The 15,745-nt window shown below is 68.2% G+C and carries 14 protein-coding genes and 3 tRNA genes; 4 read left to right on the top strand and 13 right to left on the bottom strand.

Features of this window, described 5'->3' with window-relative positions; translation table 11 throughout:
* Positions 1-8: 8 nt before the first annotated feature.
* The 9 genes from WB794_RS07245 to WB794_RS07285 all read right to left on the bottom strand — a co-directional run bounded on the left by WB794_RS07245 (position 9) and on the right by WB794_RS07285 (position 9,175).
* Positions 9-1,904, bottom strand: a complete 1,896-nt coding sequence (locus WB794_RS07245; RefSeq protein ID WP_337335180.1) for a polysaccharide biosynthesis protein — start codon at positions 1,902-1,904, stop codon at positions 9-11.
* The gene (locus WB794_RS07250) at positions 1,901-2,953 is read right to left on the bottom strand and encodes a glycosyltransferase family 4 protein (protein WP_337335181.1); all 1,053 of its coding nucleotides are present in this window, start codon (positions 2,951-2,953) and stop codon (positions 1,901-1,903) included. The genes WB794_RS07245 and WB794_RS07250 overlap by 4 nt, the downstream gene beginning before the upstream one ends.
* Entirely contained in the window at positions 2,950-4,134 is a 1,185-nt protein-coding gene (gene lapB, locus WB794_RS07255) for a lipopolysaccharide assembly protein LapB (protein WP_337335182.1), read from the bottom strand. Before lapB ends, WB794_RS07250 begins: the two co-directional genes overlap by 4 nt.
* Complete coding sequence (locus WB794_RS07260; RefSeq protein ID WP_337335183.1) at positions 4,131-4,421, bottom strand: lipopolysaccharide assembly protein LapA domain-containing protein; 291 nt, start codon at positions 4,419-4,421, stop codon at positions 4,131-4,133. The genes lapB and WB794_RS07260 overlap by 4 nt, the downstream gene beginning before the upstream one ends.
* Before the next feature lie 117 nt (positions 4,422-4,538).
* The gene (locus tag WB794_RS07265; RefSeq protein WP_337335184.1) at positions 4,539-4,850 is read right to left on the bottom strand and encodes an integration host factor subunit beta; all 312 of its coding nucleotides are present in this window, start codon (positions 4,848-4,850) and stop codon (positions 4,539-4,541) included.
* Between the two features lie 88 nt (positions 4,851-4,938).
* The gene (gene rpsA / locus WB794_RS07270; RefSeq protein WP_337335185.1) at positions 4,939-6,612 is read right to left on the bottom strand and encodes a 30S ribosomal protein S1; all 1,674 of its coding nucleotides are present in this window, start codon (positions 6,610-6,612) and stop codon (positions 4,939-4,941) included.
* A 141-nt stretch (positions 6,613-6,753) separates the two neighbouring features.
* A complete protein-coding gene (gene cmk, locus WB794_RS07275; RefSeq protein WP_337335186.1) occupies positions 6,754-7,434 on the bottom strand; it encodes a (d)CMP kinase in 681 nt (226 codons plus the stop codon).
* Positions 7,431-8,630, bottom strand: a complete 1,200-nt coding sequence (locus tag WB794_RS07280) for an amino acid aminotransferase (protein WP_337335187.1) — start codon at positions 8,628-8,630, stop codon at positions 7,431-7,433. Before WB794_RS07280 ends, cmk begins: the two co-directional genes overlap by 4 nt.
* Positions 8,631-8,785: 155 nt before the next feature.
* Complete coding sequence (locus tag WB794_RS07285) at positions 8,786-9,175, bottom strand: DUF6491 family protein (protein WP_337335188.1); 390 nt, start codon at positions 9,173-9,175, stop codon at positions 8,786-8,788.
* Positions 9,176-9,335: 160 nt separating this feature from the next.
* Here WB794_RS07285 and pbpC point away from each other — a divergent pair, with 160 nt between their 5' ends.
* The gene (pbpC, locus tag WB794_RS07290; RefSeq protein ID WP_337335189.1) at positions 9,336-11,738 is read left to right on the top strand and encodes a penicillin-binding protein 1C; all 2,403 of its coding nucleotides are present in this window, start codon (positions 9,336-9,338) and stop codon (positions 11,736-11,738) included.
* A 44-nt stretch (positions 11,739-11,782) separates the two neighbouring features.
* A tRNA-Leu gene (locus tag WB794_RS07295) sits at positions 11,783-11,867 on the top strand.
* Positions 11,868-11,890: 23 nt separating this feature from the next.
* Here WB794_RS07295 and WB794_RS07300 read toward each other — a convergent pair.
* A complete protein-coding gene (locus tag WB794_RS07300; protein WP_337335190.1) occupies positions 11,891-12,013 on the bottom strand; it encodes a hypothetical protein in 123 nt (40 codons plus the stop codon).
* Between the two features lie 27 nt (positions 12,014-12,040).
* On the opposite strand from WB794_RS07300, the gene WB794_RS07305 reads away from it, so the two are divergent.
* Positions 12,041-12,117: transfer RNA gene (locus tag WB794_RS07305), tRNA-Arg, on the top strand.
* A gap of 734 nt (positions 12,118-12,851) precedes the next feature.
* On the opposite strand, the gene WB794_RS07310 is transcribed toward WB794_RS07305, so the two are convergent.
* Positions 12,852-12,927 (bottom strand) — tRNA-Ala (locus tag WB794_RS07310).
* A 272-nt stretch (positions 12,928-13,199) separates the two neighbouring features.
* Between WB794_RS07310 and WB794_RS07315 the strand changes: the two genes are divergently transcribed.
* The gene (locus tag WB794_RS07315; protein ID WP_337335191.1) at positions 13,200-14,066 is read left to right on the top strand and encodes a phosphate/phosphite/phosphonate ABC transporter substrate-binding protein; all 867 of its coding nucleotides are present in this window, start codon (positions 13,200-13,202) and stop codon (positions 14,064-14,066) included.
* A 43-nt stretch (positions 14,067-14,109) separates the two neighbouring features.
* On the opposite strand, the gene WB794_RS07320 is transcribed toward WB794_RS07315, so the two are convergent.
* Together WB794_RS07320 and WB794_RS07325 are read right to left on the bottom strand one after the other, a co-directional pair.
* A complete protein-coding gene (locus WB794_RS07320) occupies positions 14,110-14,991 on the bottom strand; it encodes a DnaJ C-terminal domain-containing protein (protein WP_337335192.1) in 882 nt (293 codons plus the stop codon).
* Between the two features lie 163 nt (positions 14,992-15,154).
* Positions 15,155-15,604 (bottom strand): Hsp20/alpha crystallin family protein, encoded by a 450-nt coding sequence (locus WB794_RS07325; protein ID WP_337335193.1) that lies wholly within the window; start codon positions 15,602-15,604, stop codon positions 15,155-15,157.
* Positions 15,605-15,745 lie beyond the last annotated feature (141 nt).

Raw genomic sequence — 15,745 nt, forward strand, 5'->3', positions numbered from 1 at the left:
TGCGCCCATCATGCCGCGCCCGCGCCTTTGGCCCGGTGGCCGATCGCCACCACCTGTGCCGCCGGCTCGCGGGTGTACTCGGGCACGAGCTGGCGCAGCAGGGCTTCGAGTGCACCCTGGTCATAGCGCAACACGGCCTGGCGGGCCTGGTGCAGCGCCTGGTCCAGCGACACCCCGGGAAGATCGCGCGGCTGGGCCAGCATGATCTTGGCGTGCGCGGTGGGGTGATAGCTTTCCTGCGGGTGGAACAGTTCCTCGAACAGCTTTTCGCCCGGGCGCAGGCCGGTGTAGACGATGGAAATGTCGCGCTCGGGCTGCTTGCCGGCGAGACGGATCATCTGCTCGGCGAGGTAGGCGATGCGCACCGGCTCGCCCATGTCGAGCGCGAAGATCTCGCCGCCGTCGCCCAGGGTCGCGGCCTGCAGGATGAGCTGGCAGGCCTCGGGAATGGTCATGAAGTAGCGCGTGACTTCCGGGTGGGTCACCGTGACGGGGCCGCCGCGCTGGATCTGTTCGCGGAACAGCGGCACCACGCTGCCGGCGGAATCGAGCACGTTGCCGAATCGCACCGTGATGAAGCGCATCAGGTTGTCGCGCGCCAGCGCCTGGCAGACCATTTCGGCGACGCGCTTGCTCGCGCCCATGACGTTGGTCGGGTTGACCGCCTTGTCGCTGGAAATCAGCACGAAACTCTCGACCTGGTGCCGGATCGCGGCCAGCGCCAGGGTCTGGGTCGACAGGATGTTGTTGCGGAAGGCCTCGCGCGACTGCTCTTCCAGCATCGGCACGTGCTTGTAGGCCGCGGCGTGGAAGACGGTGTGCGGGCGCGACAGCGCCAGCGCGTGCTCGGCCACGGCCGGATCGCCGCAGTCGCCCAGCACCACGGTGAGAATCAGCTCGGGGAATTCGGCGCGCAGCTCCTGCTCGATGCGGTAGAGGTTGTACTCGGACAGCTCGACCACGCACAGCGATTCCACGCCCAGCCGCGCCACCTGCCGGCACAGTTCCGAACCGATCGAGCCGCCGCCGCCGGAGATCAGCGCGCGCCGCCCGGTGAGGCCGGTACGGATCGCGGTCCAGTCGAGCGAGACGGGATCGCGCCCCAGGAGGTCGTCGATCGCCACTTCCTTGAGCTGGTTGAAGGCCGAACGCCCTTCGATCACGTCCTTGAGCCGGGGCACGGTGCGGAACGGCAGCCGGGTGGCCTCGCACAGCCCGACCACCCGCTGCATCTGCTGGTTGTTGATGCTGGGCATGGCGATCAGCAGCATCTCCGCGGCCACTTCACGCGAGATTTCCTGCAGGCGATCCAGCCCGCCCAGCACCGGCACGCCCTGGATGCGCCCGCCGCGCAGGGTGCGGTTGTCGTCCAGGATGCCGACCGGGCGCAGCAGGTTCTCGCGCCGCAGCTCGCGGATCAGCGACTCGCCCGCACTGCCGCCGCCCAGCACCAGCACGCGCCGCGGCGGCACGCGCGAGTCGGCACCGTAGCGGCTGTCCTTCCAGCGCCGATAGGCCAGGCGCGGCGAGGCCAGCAGCAGCATGAGCAGGATGGGATAGATGATCAGCACGCCGCGCGGCACGCCGTCGAGGCGATTGACCAGAAACACCGCGAGCGCGATGAACAGCGCGCCGAGGGCGGCGGCACGGGCGATGTTCCAGATGTCGGGCATGCTCGCGAAGCGCCACAGGCCGCGGTACAGGCCCGTCCACCACAGCACCAGCGCCTGCGCGCCGAGCACCACGGGAAGCTCGGGCGCGAACACCGGCACCGGCTCGGCATCGGGCACGAAGGCAAAGCGCAGCACGTTGGCCACGTACCAGGCCAGCCACACCATGACCAGGTCGTGCAGGACCACGGCCAGGCGCGGGTGGATGCCGCCAATCAGCGATTTGTAGGTCATCGGATCAATCCCTTGATTCGCGCGCGCCGCCGCAGCATCGATTTGCCCTGCCACCAGAGCACGGCCGCCAGCAGCAGGACCGCGCCGGCGATGGCCGGTGCCGCCTCGGGCCACCGCCATGCGGCGGCGCAGGCGGGCAGCACGACGAAAAGATTCCAGGCCAGATAGCCCAGCGCCACCGCCGCATGGCTGCACCCGGAGCGGACAAGCCACTGGTAGAGGTGTTCGCGGTGCGCAGTGTACCAACGCCGTCCCGTGTACACGCGCCACGCCAGCGTAAGTCCGGCATCCACCAGAATGGCCGAAGGCAGGATCAGCAGGCACGCGGCGCGCCCCGGCGCGAGCACGAGCGCGGCGAGCAGCAGCGCGCCGCACGCCAGCCCCAGCGCCCCGCTGCCGACGTCCCCGAGGAAGATCGCCGCGCGCGGCGCGTTGAAGGGAAGGAACCCCGCGCAGGCACCCGCCAGCGCCAGCGACACGCCGGCCAGCGGACGCGCCAGCAGCGCAGCCTCGCCTTCCACGCCCGCAAGCACCCAGGCCAGCGCCAGGCCCAGCCACAGGCACTGGCTCGCCAGCAGCCCGTTGCTGCCGTCGATGAAGTTCCACGCGTTGATGCAGCCGACCAGCCAGAACACCGCCAGGGCGGCGAACGGCAGGACCAGGGCCGTATCCGCAGCGCCCGCCAGCGGCAGCCAGACGCCGACCAGCACGAGCGCCGCCAGCGCGTGTACCACGATGCGCACGCGCGCCGACAGCGGCCGGTGGTCGTCGATCCATCCCACCAGCGCCACGGACAGCAGCGCGACACCCAGCGCCAGCGGCACGCGCGGCTGTGGCCAGTCGAGCAGCGTCATCCCGAGGAGCAGCGTCAGCACGATGGCGATGCCACCGCCGCGCGGGGTGGGCGCGCTGTGGCTGCGGCGCTGGCCGGGCAGATCCAGGAGCTGGTGCCAGCGTGCATAGCGCAGCGCCAGCACGGTGAACGCCGCGCTCGTGACGAGGCATCCGATGACGAGCAGGAGCGCGTCCAGCGCGGGCGGTGCCATCATTCGCCGAATGCACCGTGGACCGGCCGCACCGTGCCCCAGCGCTTGCAGCTCGGGCACTGCCAGTGGTGCGCGCGCGCGCCGAAGCCGCAGTGGCCGCAGCGGTAGGCGGCGGCGCTGGCCACCAGCTGCTCGCTCAGCTCGCGCACCACGCGCAGGGTGGCCTCCGAATCCTGATCCGTGCGCCGCAGGCCCAGGTCGATCAACGCGTTCTGGCCGCGCACCGAAGGTCGGCGCTGCAGCTGGCGGATCAGGAACTGTGCGGCAGCCGCATCGCCATCGTCTTCCTGTATCAGCCGCGCCAGCGCCAGCATCGGCGAGACGCCGGCGGAGCGCTCCACCATCTCGGCCAGAAAGGCGCGCGCTCGGCTGCGCTCGCCGAGGCGCTCCCAGGCCCCGAGCAGCGACTGGAGTACTTCGGGCAAGTAATCCACGTCATGTCGCGCCACCCGCTCGAAGGCGCGGATCGCGCCCGCATCGTCGCCCGCATCGAGCGCCATGCGTCCTTCGATGATCCCGGCGCGCGCACTGTGCGAATCGACCTCGGCGGCATCGCGCAGGTGGGCCACTGCGGCCGCGGTGTCCTTGCGCGCCAGCGCCGCCTCGGCCAGTTCGCAATGGAATTGCGCCAACAGGCGTCCCATCGGCTCGCCGGTGGCCGCCTCGTAGCGGCGCGCATGGTCGATCGCCTTGGGCCAGTCGCGCTCCTGCTGGTAGATCGAGATCAGGTGTCGCAAGGCCTTGGGGGCGACCTGATCAAACTGGCCCAGGTCGATGAACAGCGCCTCGGCGCGATCCAGCAGCCCGGCGCGCATGAAGTCCTCGCCCAGTTCCAGCACCGCCTGGACCCGCTGCGCCTCGGTCAGCCGCGGGCGCTCCATGAGGTTCTGGTGGATGCGGATGGCGCGATCCACTTCCCCGCGACGGCGGAACAGGTTGCCGAGCGCAAAGTGGGTTTCCACCGTGTCCTTGTCGACTTCGGCGATCTGCAGGAAGACCTCGATGGCCTTGTCGGGCTGCTCGTTGAGCAGGAAGTTGAGGCCGCGAAAATAGTTCGACGACAGGCGGCTGACGCGCTGGCCACCGCGCCGCTCCGCACCGCGCCGCCCGATCAGCCAGCCGGAAAGCGCCGCCACCGGCAGCAGCGCCAGCACCCACCAGACCGACTGCAGCGCCGGGCTCATGGATCTTCTGGAAACGCCGTCGGGGTGGACGGAGCGAGCGCGGTGGTGCCCCGGCGATCCCGCCCGAAGGCGCGAATGCGCCGCTGCTGCGGCCAGATCACGGCAACCCAGAGCACCAGTGCGGCGATCAAGGCTCCGCCCAGGCAGGCCCCGATCAGCGCCACGCCCAGCGGCACTTCGACCTGCCAGCTGTAGAAGTCGAGTACCACGTCGATTGGATTGAGGGCACCAAAGACAATGCCCGCCAGCAGGAATGCGGCGGCAAGTATCAGCGATAGAAGACGCATGCCGGGCCTCGCGGGGAAAACATCCCCTCAAGCTTAGCCGATTGCCGGCATGGGCCGCAGGCTGCGCTCGGATCGGCCATGAACGGATCGGGCGCGACGCGCCCTGCCGGCATGGAATCAGTCGGCGCCGGCGTCCTGCGGCAGCGGCACCACGGCGTTGACCCGCTCGCGCAGCTCCTTGCCCGGCTTGAAATGGGGCACGTGCTTGCCCGGCAGGGCCACGGATTCGCCGGTCTTGGGATTGCGCCCGATGCGCGGCGGACGGTAGTGCAACGAGAAGCTGCCGAAACCACGGATCTCGATGCGGTCACCATTGGCGAGCGAAGCGCTCATCTGCTCCAGCAGGGTCTTGACGGCCAGGTCCACGTCATCGGACTTCAGGTGAACCTGCCTCGCGGCAAGAATCTCGATGAGTTCGGACTTGGTCATGACGCATTCCCCCCCAGGGATGGTGCAACACATGGAACCGGGCCCGGCATGACCCGGCGAACCGGATCATGCCGAAACCCTGCAACGCTTACTCGGACTTGCCGCCCAGCTGCTCGCGCAGGAGCGCGCCCAGCTTGGTGGTGCCGCCGGAGGCGCTCTGGTACTCGGCCAGGGTCTCCGCCAGCTCGGCGTCGTCCTTGGCGCGGATGGAGAGCTGCAGCGTGCGTCCCTTGCGATCCAGGCCGATGTACTTGGCCTCGACCTCGTCACCGACCTTGAGGTGCTGGGTGGCGTCCTCGACACGCTCCTTGGCGATGTCGTTGGCGCGCACATAGCCCTCGATACCTTCGGCCAGCTCGATCGTGGCACCACGGGGATCGACTTCCTTCACCGTGCCGGTGACGACGCTGCCCTTCGGATGCGCGGCCATGTACTGGCCGAACGGATCCTGCTCGAGCTGCTTGACGCCCAGCGAGATGCGCTCGCGCTCCGGATCGACCGCCAGCACCACCGCCTCGACCGTATCGCCCTTCTTGAACTGGCGGACCAGCTCTTCGCCGGTGGCGTTCCAGGAGATGTCGGAGAGGTGCACCAGGCCGTCGATGCCGCCGTCCAGGCCCACGAAGATGCCGAAGTCGGTGATCGACTTGATCTGGCCGGAGACCTTGTCGCCCTTCTTGAAGATGGCGGCGAAAGCTTCCCACGGGTTGGAGCGGGTCTGCTTGATGCCCAGCGAGATGCGGCGACGCTCCTCGTCCACGTCCAGGACCACGACCTCGGTCTCGTCACCCACCTGCACCACCTTGGAGGGATTGACGTTCTTGTTGGTCCAGTCCATTTCCGACACGTGCACCAGACCCTCGACGCCCGGCTCGATCTCGACGAAGCAGCCGTAGTCGGTGACGTTGGACACCTTGCCGAACAGGCGCGCGCCGGTCGGGTAACGGCGGGCGATGTTGTCCCACGGATCCTCGCCCAGCTGCTTCAGGCCCAGCGACACGCGGTTGCGCTCGCGGTCGAACTTGAGCACGCGCACCTTCATTTCCTGGCCCACTTCCACCACTTCGGACGGGTGGCGCACGCGCTTCCACGCCATGTCGGTGATGTGCAGCAGACCATCGATGCCGCCCAGGTCCACGAACGCGCCGTAGTCGGTGAGGTTCTTGACCACGCCGTCCACGATCGCGCCTTCCTGCAGGCGCTCGAGCAGCTGCTCGCGCTCTTCCGAATGCTCGCTCTCGACCACCGCGCGGCGGGAGACGACGACATTGTTGCGCTTGCGATCGAGCTTGATGATCTTGAACTCGAGTTCCTTGCCCTCGAGATAGACCGGGTCGCGCACCGGGCGCACGTCGACCAGCGAACCAGGCAGGAACGCGCGCACGTCCTTGACGTCGACGGTGAAGCCGCCCTTGACCTTGCCGCTGATGCGGCCGGTGATGATCTCGCCGGCCTCCATGGCCTCTTCGAGCTCGTCCCACACCATGGCGCGCTTGGCCTTCTCGCGCGAGAGCACGGTCTCGCCGAAGCCGTTTTCGAGGGAGTCGAGGGCGACCTTGACCTCGTCGCCGATCCCCACGTCGATTTCACCGGCCTCGTTACGGAACTGTTCGATCGGGACGATGCCCTCGGACTTGAGTCCGGCGTTGATCACGACCACGTCGTTGCGTACGTCCACCACGACGCCGATCACGATGGCGCCGGGCTTGAGCTTGGACAGCTTTTCGCTCTCTTCGAACAGTTCTGCGAATGATTCAGTCATTGGATGTTTACTCGGTTGGACACACGGGCCACGCGCACGCGACCCACCTGGTTGAAAAGAAAAAACACCCGGCGGCCGCCCGGCCCCGGGACCTCCTGCAACACGAAAACCTCCGACGCCAAGCGAGGTGCCGTAACGAAATCAGCGTCCCGGCGAGGTGACCATCGCCAGGACCCGTTCGACGACTGCTTCGACGGGGATGCCAGTGGAATCCACGAGAACCGCATCGGGCGCTGCCTTCAACGGTGCCACAACGCGTTGCGCATCGCGCGCATCGCGCGCCTGGATTTCGCGCAGCAGGACGTCAATTGTAACCTCAAGTCCTTTATCACTCAACTGCTTATGCCGGCGGCGGGCGCGTTCCTCGGCGCTGGCCGACAGGAACACCTTGTGCGCCGCTTCCGGGAACACCACGGTGCCCATGTCGCGCCCGTCGGCCACCAGTCCCGGCGGACGCAGGAAATCGCGCTGCTTCTGGAACAGCGCGGCGCGCACTTCGGGCACGGCGGCGATGGCCGAGGCCGCCGCGCCGGCGGTTTCAGTGCGCAACTCGTCGGTCGCATCGGTGCCATCGACCAGCACCCGCGGTTCGGCACTGCCGTCGGTACGGAACTCGATCACGGTGTCGCGGGCCAGCCGCGCGAGCGCGGCCGGATCGGACAGGTCGGCATTGGCCCAGCCCGCGGCGACTCCGACCGCGCGGTACAGCGCGCCCGAATCCAGATAGTGCCAGCCCAGCCGCTGCGCCACGATGCGGCTGATCGTGCCCTTGCCCGACCCGGAGGGGCCGTCGATCGTCAGGATCGGCACATCCGCCCTCATCCGGCCACCCGCGCGATCGCATCCGCCACGTAGTCGAGGTTGGCCTCGTTCAGCGCGCTGACGCAGATGCGTCCGGACGACACCGCGTAAATGGCGAACTCATCGCGCAGGCGCTGCACCTGGGCCGGACTCAGGCCCGAATAGGTGAACATGCCGGCCTGGCGGTTGATGAATGCGAACTCCGGATGCCCGAGCGCCGCCAGCCGCGCGACCAGGCCGTTGCGCATCGCCTTGATGCGCCCGCGCATCTGGCCGACCTCCTCCTCCCACTGGGCGCGAAGGTCCGGGTCGCCAAGGATCGTCGCCACCAGCGCCGCGCCGTGGGTCGGCGGGTTGGAGTAGTTCGCGCGGATGGTCTGCTTGACCTGCGAACGCACGCGCCGGGCCTCATCGGCCGAGGCGCACACCAGCGACAGCGCGCCGACGCGCTCACCGTAAAGCGAAAACGATTTGGAACAGGAGTTGGCCACCAGCAGGTTTTCCACACCCGCCTCCAGAAGGATCGCGATGCCCTGCGCATCCTCCGCGATGCCGCGGTCAAAGCCCTGGTAGGCCATGTCCACGAACGGCAGCAAGCCGCGATCGCGCACCGTGCCGGCCACTTCGCGCCACTGCGCGGTGGAAAGATCGGCCCCGGTCGGGTTGTGGCAGCAGGCGTGCAGCAGCACCACGGTGCCGGCATCCATGGCCAGCAGCGCCGCCAGCATGGCGTCGAAATCCACCCCGTGGCTGTCTGCGTGGTAATAGGGATAGTTGCCGATCTCGAAGCCGGCGGCGCGGAACAGGACCTGGTGGTTGGGCCAGCTCGGCTGGCTGATGGCCACCTTCGCGAAAGGCAGCGTCGCCTTGAGGAAATCGGCACCCACGCGCAGCGCGCCGGTGCCGCCCAGCGTCTGTGCCGTCACCACCCGCCCTTCGGCTGCGGCAGCGCAGTCCTCGCCGAACACCAGGCGCTGGGTGGCGCTGTCGTAATCGGGCAGCCCGTCGATGGGGATGTAGCTGCGCGCCCTGCGCCGGGCGGTCAGAGTGGCTTCGGCGCGCATCACCGACTCGGGCAAGACCTGCCGGCCGTCGGCGTCGTAATACACGCCCACCCCGAGATTCACCTTGGGGCTGCGCGGATCGGCGAGCCAGGCATCGGTCAGGCCCAGGATGGGATCGTCGGGGGCGAGGGCCACGGAAGAAAAGAAGGACACGGCGCGAATCCATGAAAACGGGGAGGAGTTTTCGGCCGTTTACCCGCAAGCCGACCGCCTATTGGATCATCGACCGCACCCGGAAGGCAAAGCACGCATCCGCGCCATCGGCAGCGCATCGCCATCCGGGTGCCGGCACCCGCTGCGCCGATCGGTCAGGGCTGGACGCGGACCTCGGACTCCAGCTTTCGAATCGCACGCACGCGGCAGGAATCGGGTCCAATGCCGGGCCGGTCGAGCACGACGATCTCCCAGCCCATCGCATCGCTGGTGCAGATCATCGACGAGCCGCTCACGCTGCGCAGCGCGATGCGCCGGGTCCAGTCCACGTCGGGACAGTAGCCCAGGAGGGTCAGCTCGTACTCGTCCTTCACGCCCACGCGCAGGCGCACCGTGGTGGCGTCCACGGGCGTGAAGCCGGACACCCGGCCCGAGGAAAAACAGTCGCGTTGAGGCGCCTCCGCCGCCGTTCCGCCGCGGCTGGCGCACCCTGACAGCGCGAGCGCGGCCGCCAGGACTGCCACCGATCCGATCCATGCTTTCACGACACACCTCCTTCCTGCCATCACCTGCCGGCACGCTAAACCCCCGTCGCGCGCGTGCCAAGCCGCCCGGCGTGCGGCGGCGTCCCGCGATTCAGCCACCGGCACGATTGGCCCGGGAACCGCCATGATTTCCGACCCGCGGTCGTGGCAGTCTTTCGCGATGCGTCCTGTTTCCACCTTCCACGCCGCGCGATGGCTGCTCGCGGCCCTGCTGCTGGCGGCGTCCCTGCTCGCCCTGGACCGGGCGTTCCCGCTACCCCTGCCCGACATCCAGCGCGATGGCGCGAGCGTGGTGCTGGCACATGACGGCACGCCGCTGCGCGCCTTTGCCGACGCCGAAGGCGTGTGGCGCTATCCGGTCGAATCCACGGAAGTCTCGCCGCTGTATCTCCAGGCTCTCATCACCTACGAGGACCGCTGGTTCTTCCGCCACCGTGGAATCAACCCGTTTGCGACCCTGCGTGCCACGGTGCAGGCGCTGTGGCATCGGAAGATCGTCTCGGGCGGCTCCACGCTGACGATGCAGGTTGCGCGCCTGATCGAGCCGATTCCGCATTCCTGGAGCGGCAAGCTGCGCCAGATGGCGCGCGCCCTGCAGCTCGAATGGCACCTGGACAAGGACGAGATCCTCACCCTTTACCTCAACTACGCGCCCTTCGGGGGAACCCTGCAAGGCGTGCAGGCGGCAAGCTACGGCTATCTGGGCAAACCGGCCTCGGAACTCTCCCGGGCCGAAGCCGCCCTGCTCGCGGTGCTGCCGCAGTCGCCCAGTCGGCTGCGCCCGGACCGCTGGCCGGAACGCGCGCAGCGGGCACGCGACAAGGTGCTCGATCGCATGGTCGCGCAGGGCGCATGGCGCGCGGCGGACGTCGCCGACGCGCGCGTCGAGCAGGTTTCGGCGCGCCGGCTCCAGCCGCCCCTGCACGCCGCGCTCGCGGCCGAACGCCTGCGCCGCGACAATCCGCGCAGCCGCCGCATCCGCTCCACGCTGGATGCCGACCTCCAGGTGCGCATCGAGTCGCGCGTGGCCGACTGGGTCGATCGCCTGCCACCGCGCACCTCGGCCGCGGTCATCGTTGCCCGAACCGACAGCATGGAAGTGCTGGCCTACGTCGGTGCCGCGCGCTTCGGCGACGATGCCAGCTTCGGCCACATCGACATGGCGCGCGCCTGGCGTTCGCCCGGCTCCACCCTCAAGCCATTCCTCTACGGGCTGGCGCTCGACGACGGCCTCATCCACTCGCAGAGCCTGCTGGTGGACGCGCCGCAGGCGTTCGGCGGTTACCGTCCGGGCAACTTCGATCAGCGCTTTCGCGGCCCCGTCGCCGCACACGACGCGCTGCGCGAATCGCTCAACGTGCCGGCCGTGGCGTTGCTCGACGCCGTGGGCCCGGCGCGCTTCAGCGCGCGCATGGCGCATGCCGGCGCGCCGCTGCGCCTGCCGCGCGGCAGCGAACCGAATCTGGCGATGATCCTGGGCGGCACCGAGGCACGCCTGGAGGATCTCGTCGGTGCCTACGCCGCGCTGCAGCGCGAGGGCCTCGCCGCGCGCCCGCGCCTGATCGCCAACGAGCCCCTGCGGGAACGCCGCCTGCTCTCGCCCGGTGCCGCATGGATCGTGCGCCAGATGATTTCCGACACCGCCCGCCCCGGCACGCTGGAAGAACGCATCGACACCTCGCGCCGCGCGAACCTGGCGTGGAAAACGGGCACCAGCTACGGTTTCCGCGACGCCTGGGCCATCGGTGCCGCGCCGGGAGCGATCATCGGCGTATGGATCGGCCGCCCCGACGGCACGCCGCTGCCCGGCCAGTACGGTGCCATCACCGCCCTGCCCCTGCTGTTCGCCATCAACGACATGCTTCCGCGAACGCTGCAGGCCGCGGCGTCATCCGCACCGGCCAGCGTCGGCACCGCCACGATCTGCTGGCCGCTGGGCCAGCGCGAGGACGCCACGCTTCCCGAACACTGCGTGCGCCGGCACGCCGCCTGGGTGCTGGACGGCACGATTCCACCGACCCTGCCCGGCCCGACGCATGCGGCACCCGCACCCGTCTCCTACCGTCGCGACCGGCACAGCGGCCAGCGCCTGGGCGATGCGTGCAGCCGCCCGCACGCGGACGAGCTGGCCAGCCTCGCTCCGTGGCCACCCCTGGTCCTGCCCTGGCTGGCGGCGGGCGAGCGCCGCCAGGCGACCCTGCCGGCGCTGGCCCCGGACTGCGTCGACACCGCAGAACCCGTACAGGCGCTGCAGATCGTCGGCCTGGTGGACGGCGCGGTGCTGCGCAGCCCCGGCAACCGGCAGCGCGCCCCGGAGGTCACCCTGCGCGCACTGGGTACCGGCGAGACCGTGCAGTGGCTGCTGGATGGACGCCTTGTGGCACACAGCCGCAGCGGCAGCACCGTGCAACTGCGATTCGACCAGGCCGGCCCGCAGCGGCTCGTGGCCATCGACGCCCAGGGCCGCTATGCCAGCATCGACCTGCGGGTGCTCGATGATGGGCGGGAACGAAACGCCACGGATACCCTCGGTCCTGTTGACAGAACCCGGCCGACGCCGTAAATTGCGCGGCTCGCCCGCCGGCTCGGCGAGCGGTTCGACACCTTGCCCAGGTGGCGGAATTGGTAGACGCACTAGTTTCAGGTACTAGCGGGTAAAACCGTGGAGGTTCGAGTCCTCTCCTGGGCACCACGAAATGACTTTCCGCTTGGCGTTCAGCGGGTGGTGGCGCAGATTTCCCGCCCACTTCTCCTCGCGCCTTGCGCGGCGGCGAAACCGTCGAAGCGGCTGGTTTCTTTTCTGAGCGTGCGGATCACCTCGATCTTGACGAACAGCATCGATCTCCGCATAATTTCACGTCTTGTGCGCCCGTAGCTCAGCTGGATAGAGCACCAGGCTACGAACTTGGGGGTCGGGAGTTCGAATCTCTCCGGGCGCGCCACAAGAATGACTGAAGGGTCAGTGTCTTACGGCACTGGCCCTTCTGCTTTTCCGGGCTGAAGCGCCTGTGACGGCTCCTGTGGCAGTGCCGCGTCTTCACCGCTGCCGTACACGGACTCCTTGGCTTGGTGATCCGATGCCTGCCCGAGCTGCTGGTTTGAAGCAGCTGCCCCAACGGAAACGCGGCGCAGCGCTTCACCGACGACCTGGCCGGGCAGCAACCGCCTGCGTGAACATCCTGCCTGGCGTCACGCCGGTGTACCGCTGGAAGGTTGGTCCCGCTACTTCCCGCGATCCTTCCCAAGGTTACGCCTCCCACCATCGTCGAAGAACCTGGGCCGGAATTCGCCGTCGAATTCGCGCAGGAGGTTCCCGAGACTGTCGTCAACCTTCCAGCGCCAGTTGGACGCGAGGCGAGCCGGAACCGGGATACGTGCCTGCCTTGACGGTGAGCGCAGGCTTTGTGGAGACGCCGCCCAAGACTTTGAGGACGCTTTCAAGTTCCTAGGCAAGGAGCGGAACACATGCCCGAAGCCTCTTCCGCCAAGCCATTTTCCGGGTGCCGTGCTAGGCCGTGTTCTATCGCGTCGTCCCGGGTAAGGCGCGCAATGGCGTCGTTCCATTGGGACAAATCCGGGGCAAACGAGAACTTGTTCCGTCCGGAAACTCAGGCCACCCTGTGGCAGGATCAAAAAGAAAAAAGCCCGCAAGTCATTGAACTTGCAGGCTTTATAGTGGTGGAGCCAGGGAGGATCGAACTCCCGACCTCGTCATTGCGAACGACGCGCTCTCCCAGCTGAGCTATGGCCCCATGCGAGCGCGGCATTGTAGCGATTTTTTGGTCTCGCTGACAAGGCGGCCGTTGGCGGGCGTGCATCAGCGCGGGGCGGGCGCGAACCGCATCCATCGCAGCACCGCCGAACCGCCCTTTTCGTTGGCATTGCCGTGCCGGGCCTGCTGATCTCCGATCCGGTTGCGTCGGCCCGCGCATGCGTGTCTACTTGGAGCCAACACCAGAGATCGCACGCGGCAGGATCTGCGGCGGAGCTATCCGGGAAAGTACCAACACTCGGGAGAGGAATCGTGAAGCGGATCGTTCTCGCATTGGGCGTTGTGCTGGTCCTGGGCTTGGTACCTGCAGCGGGAGCGCTGGCTGCCAACTATCGCCTTGCGGTCGAGCCCATGTACCCACCCGACCAGGCGCAGGAAGTCTACAAACCGCTCATCGACTATCTGAGCCGCACCACCGGCCACCGCTTCCAGCTGGTTGTCTCGCGCAACTATCACACCTACTGGCGCGACCTCAGGAACAACAGCCCGGTGGACTTTGCCTTCGACGACCCGCACTTCGTCGACTTCCGCATCCAGCGCTTTGGTTTCGTGCCGGTCGCGCGCAATGCCCAGCCCACGGTCTACGCGCTGCTCGGTCAGCCCGAGTTGGAGGGCGAGAATGTCCGCGCCCTGATCGGCATGCCGGTTGCCTGCATGCCCTCTCCCAGCCTCGGTTTCGCGCTGCTCGGCGAGATGTACGGCAACAACCCCCTGGCCCAACCGGATATCCGCTCCGAGGCGATTTCCTGGCGCGACGGCGTGGAAATGGTGTTCGCCGGCGAAGTACAGGGCGCGATGGTGCCCGGCTATCTGGCCGAAACCTATTACAACCTGCCCACGCTCGCCCGCACCAGGCCGCTGCCGGGCAAGGCGTTCACCGCATCTCCCAAGGTACCGGCCGAAGACGTGGCCTCGGTCGCCAAGGCACTTGAAACACTGCACGAGGACGCCGAGCTCTATGACGTCCTTGCCGAGCTGGGTGCCCCCCGTTTCGAGCCCGCGACGGCGGCGGAGTACGCGGGGCTGGAGAAGATTCTGAGCGGTTTTTACGGCTACCGGACGGCCCCGAAGCCAGGCCAGGAAGCCACAGTGGAAGCCGAGGCTGTCGACGGCAACTGAGCGACACGACGCAGCGCGCGTTTCAGGACGCGGCCTCTGCTGCTCAGGGAGCCTGCGCGGGCGCATCCTGCGCCACGGTTTCGCCAAAAGCCGCTGCCAGATCCCGGTAGGCGCGACGCTGTGCGTCGTTCTCCGCTGCCGGGGCCCGCACCTCGAGCACCACGAACTGGTCGCCGGCGGGCTTTCCCGCAAGGCCGCGACCGCGAAGCCGCAGGCGCTTGCCGCTCCCCGAACCCGCCGGCACGTTCAGGCTGACCGAACCGCCGAGAGTGGGCACATCGAGGGCTCCGCCCAGCGCCGCCAGCCACGGCGGCACGGCGCGCCGCACGATCACGTCGCGCCCGTCCAGTTCAAACACCGGATGCGGCCTGTAGCCGATCTCGATCAGCAGATCGCGTCCGCCCGCGCCCTGACCCTTGAGGCGAATGTTCTGCCCGGGTGCGATGCCGGCCGGGATCCGGATGTCGAGCGTCCGTCCGCCCACATCGACCCGCGTCTGCCCGCCGGCATGGGCGGTTTCCAGATCGATGTCCAGACGGGCGCGTGAATCCGCCGGCGCGCGCGCGCCGGCACCGTGACCCGTGCGCGCGCGTCCGAACAGCGATTCGAAGAAGTCGCTGAAACCGCTCTCGCCGAAGCCCTCGAAGTCTTCGCGCGTGTAACCCTGTCCGCCCGGGTTCGGCGGCTGGTAGCTGTCGCCCGGGCGATAGCCGCTGGCGCGCAGGCGGTCATACTCGGCGCGGCGTTCGGCATTGCCCAGCACCTCGTACGCTTCGCTGACCGACTTGAACCGCTCCTCGGCGTCGGGCTCCTTGCTCACGTCCGGGTGATACTTGCGTGCGAGCCGGCGATAGGCCGACTTGACCGCCTTCTCGTCGGCACCCGGCTCGACGCCCAGCACGCTGTAGTAATCCTTGAATTCCATGTCCTGCCCCTGCTCCGCCTCCTTCAGCGTCGCGCGATGATACCCATTGCGTCATTCGATGCCGCACGGGCCGCCATGCAAAGCGGCCTGCGAGGTTGCCCGCGCAGGCCGCTGTCCAGACCTCGATCCACCCGGCGACCGCGCCGCCGCCGTGCCTGACGCCTTACTGCACCTGGATGCGGCGCGGCGTGGTTTCGGGCTTCTTCGGGATGCTGATTTCCAGCACGCCGTTGCGGCCGCTTGCGGTGATGCCCTCGGCATCGGCGCTGTCGGGCAGCGAGAAGCGGCGGTGGAACACGCCCTGCGAACGCTCCACGCGGGTGAAGCGCGGGCCCTCGTCAGTCTCGAACGTGGATCGCTCACCCTTGATCGTCAGGATGCCCTTGTCCATGTGGATCTCGATGTTCGCCGGGTCCACGCCGGGGATGTCGGCGAGGATCACGAAACGCGTGTCCTCTTCCTTGATGTCTACGCGCGGTGCCCACTGGCTGGTCACGACGTTGCTCTGATCGGACTCGGCATCGTGCAGCACGCGATCGAAAAGCTGCTTGAACTCCACCGGCCAGCCGTACTGCGTGGCCAGGCGGGAGAGGGGGTTCTGGAATGTGCTCATGGGACGCTCCTTTCAGCTGAAGTGGGGCGGCACAGCTGCCGCGTGACTCAGGAAATGGAGTCCGTGCCGCGCTTCTCAAGGCCACGCTCATCGGACGCAAGCGGGCATCCTCCTGCGTTTGGCTGTGCTTCAGGTTCGCGC

This window comes from Denitratimonas tolerans (assembly GCF_037203605.1).
GTDB classification, from domain to species: Bacteria; Pseudomonadota; Gammaproteobacteria; order Xanthomonadales; family Xanthomonadaceae; genus Denitratimonas; species Denitratimonas tolerans.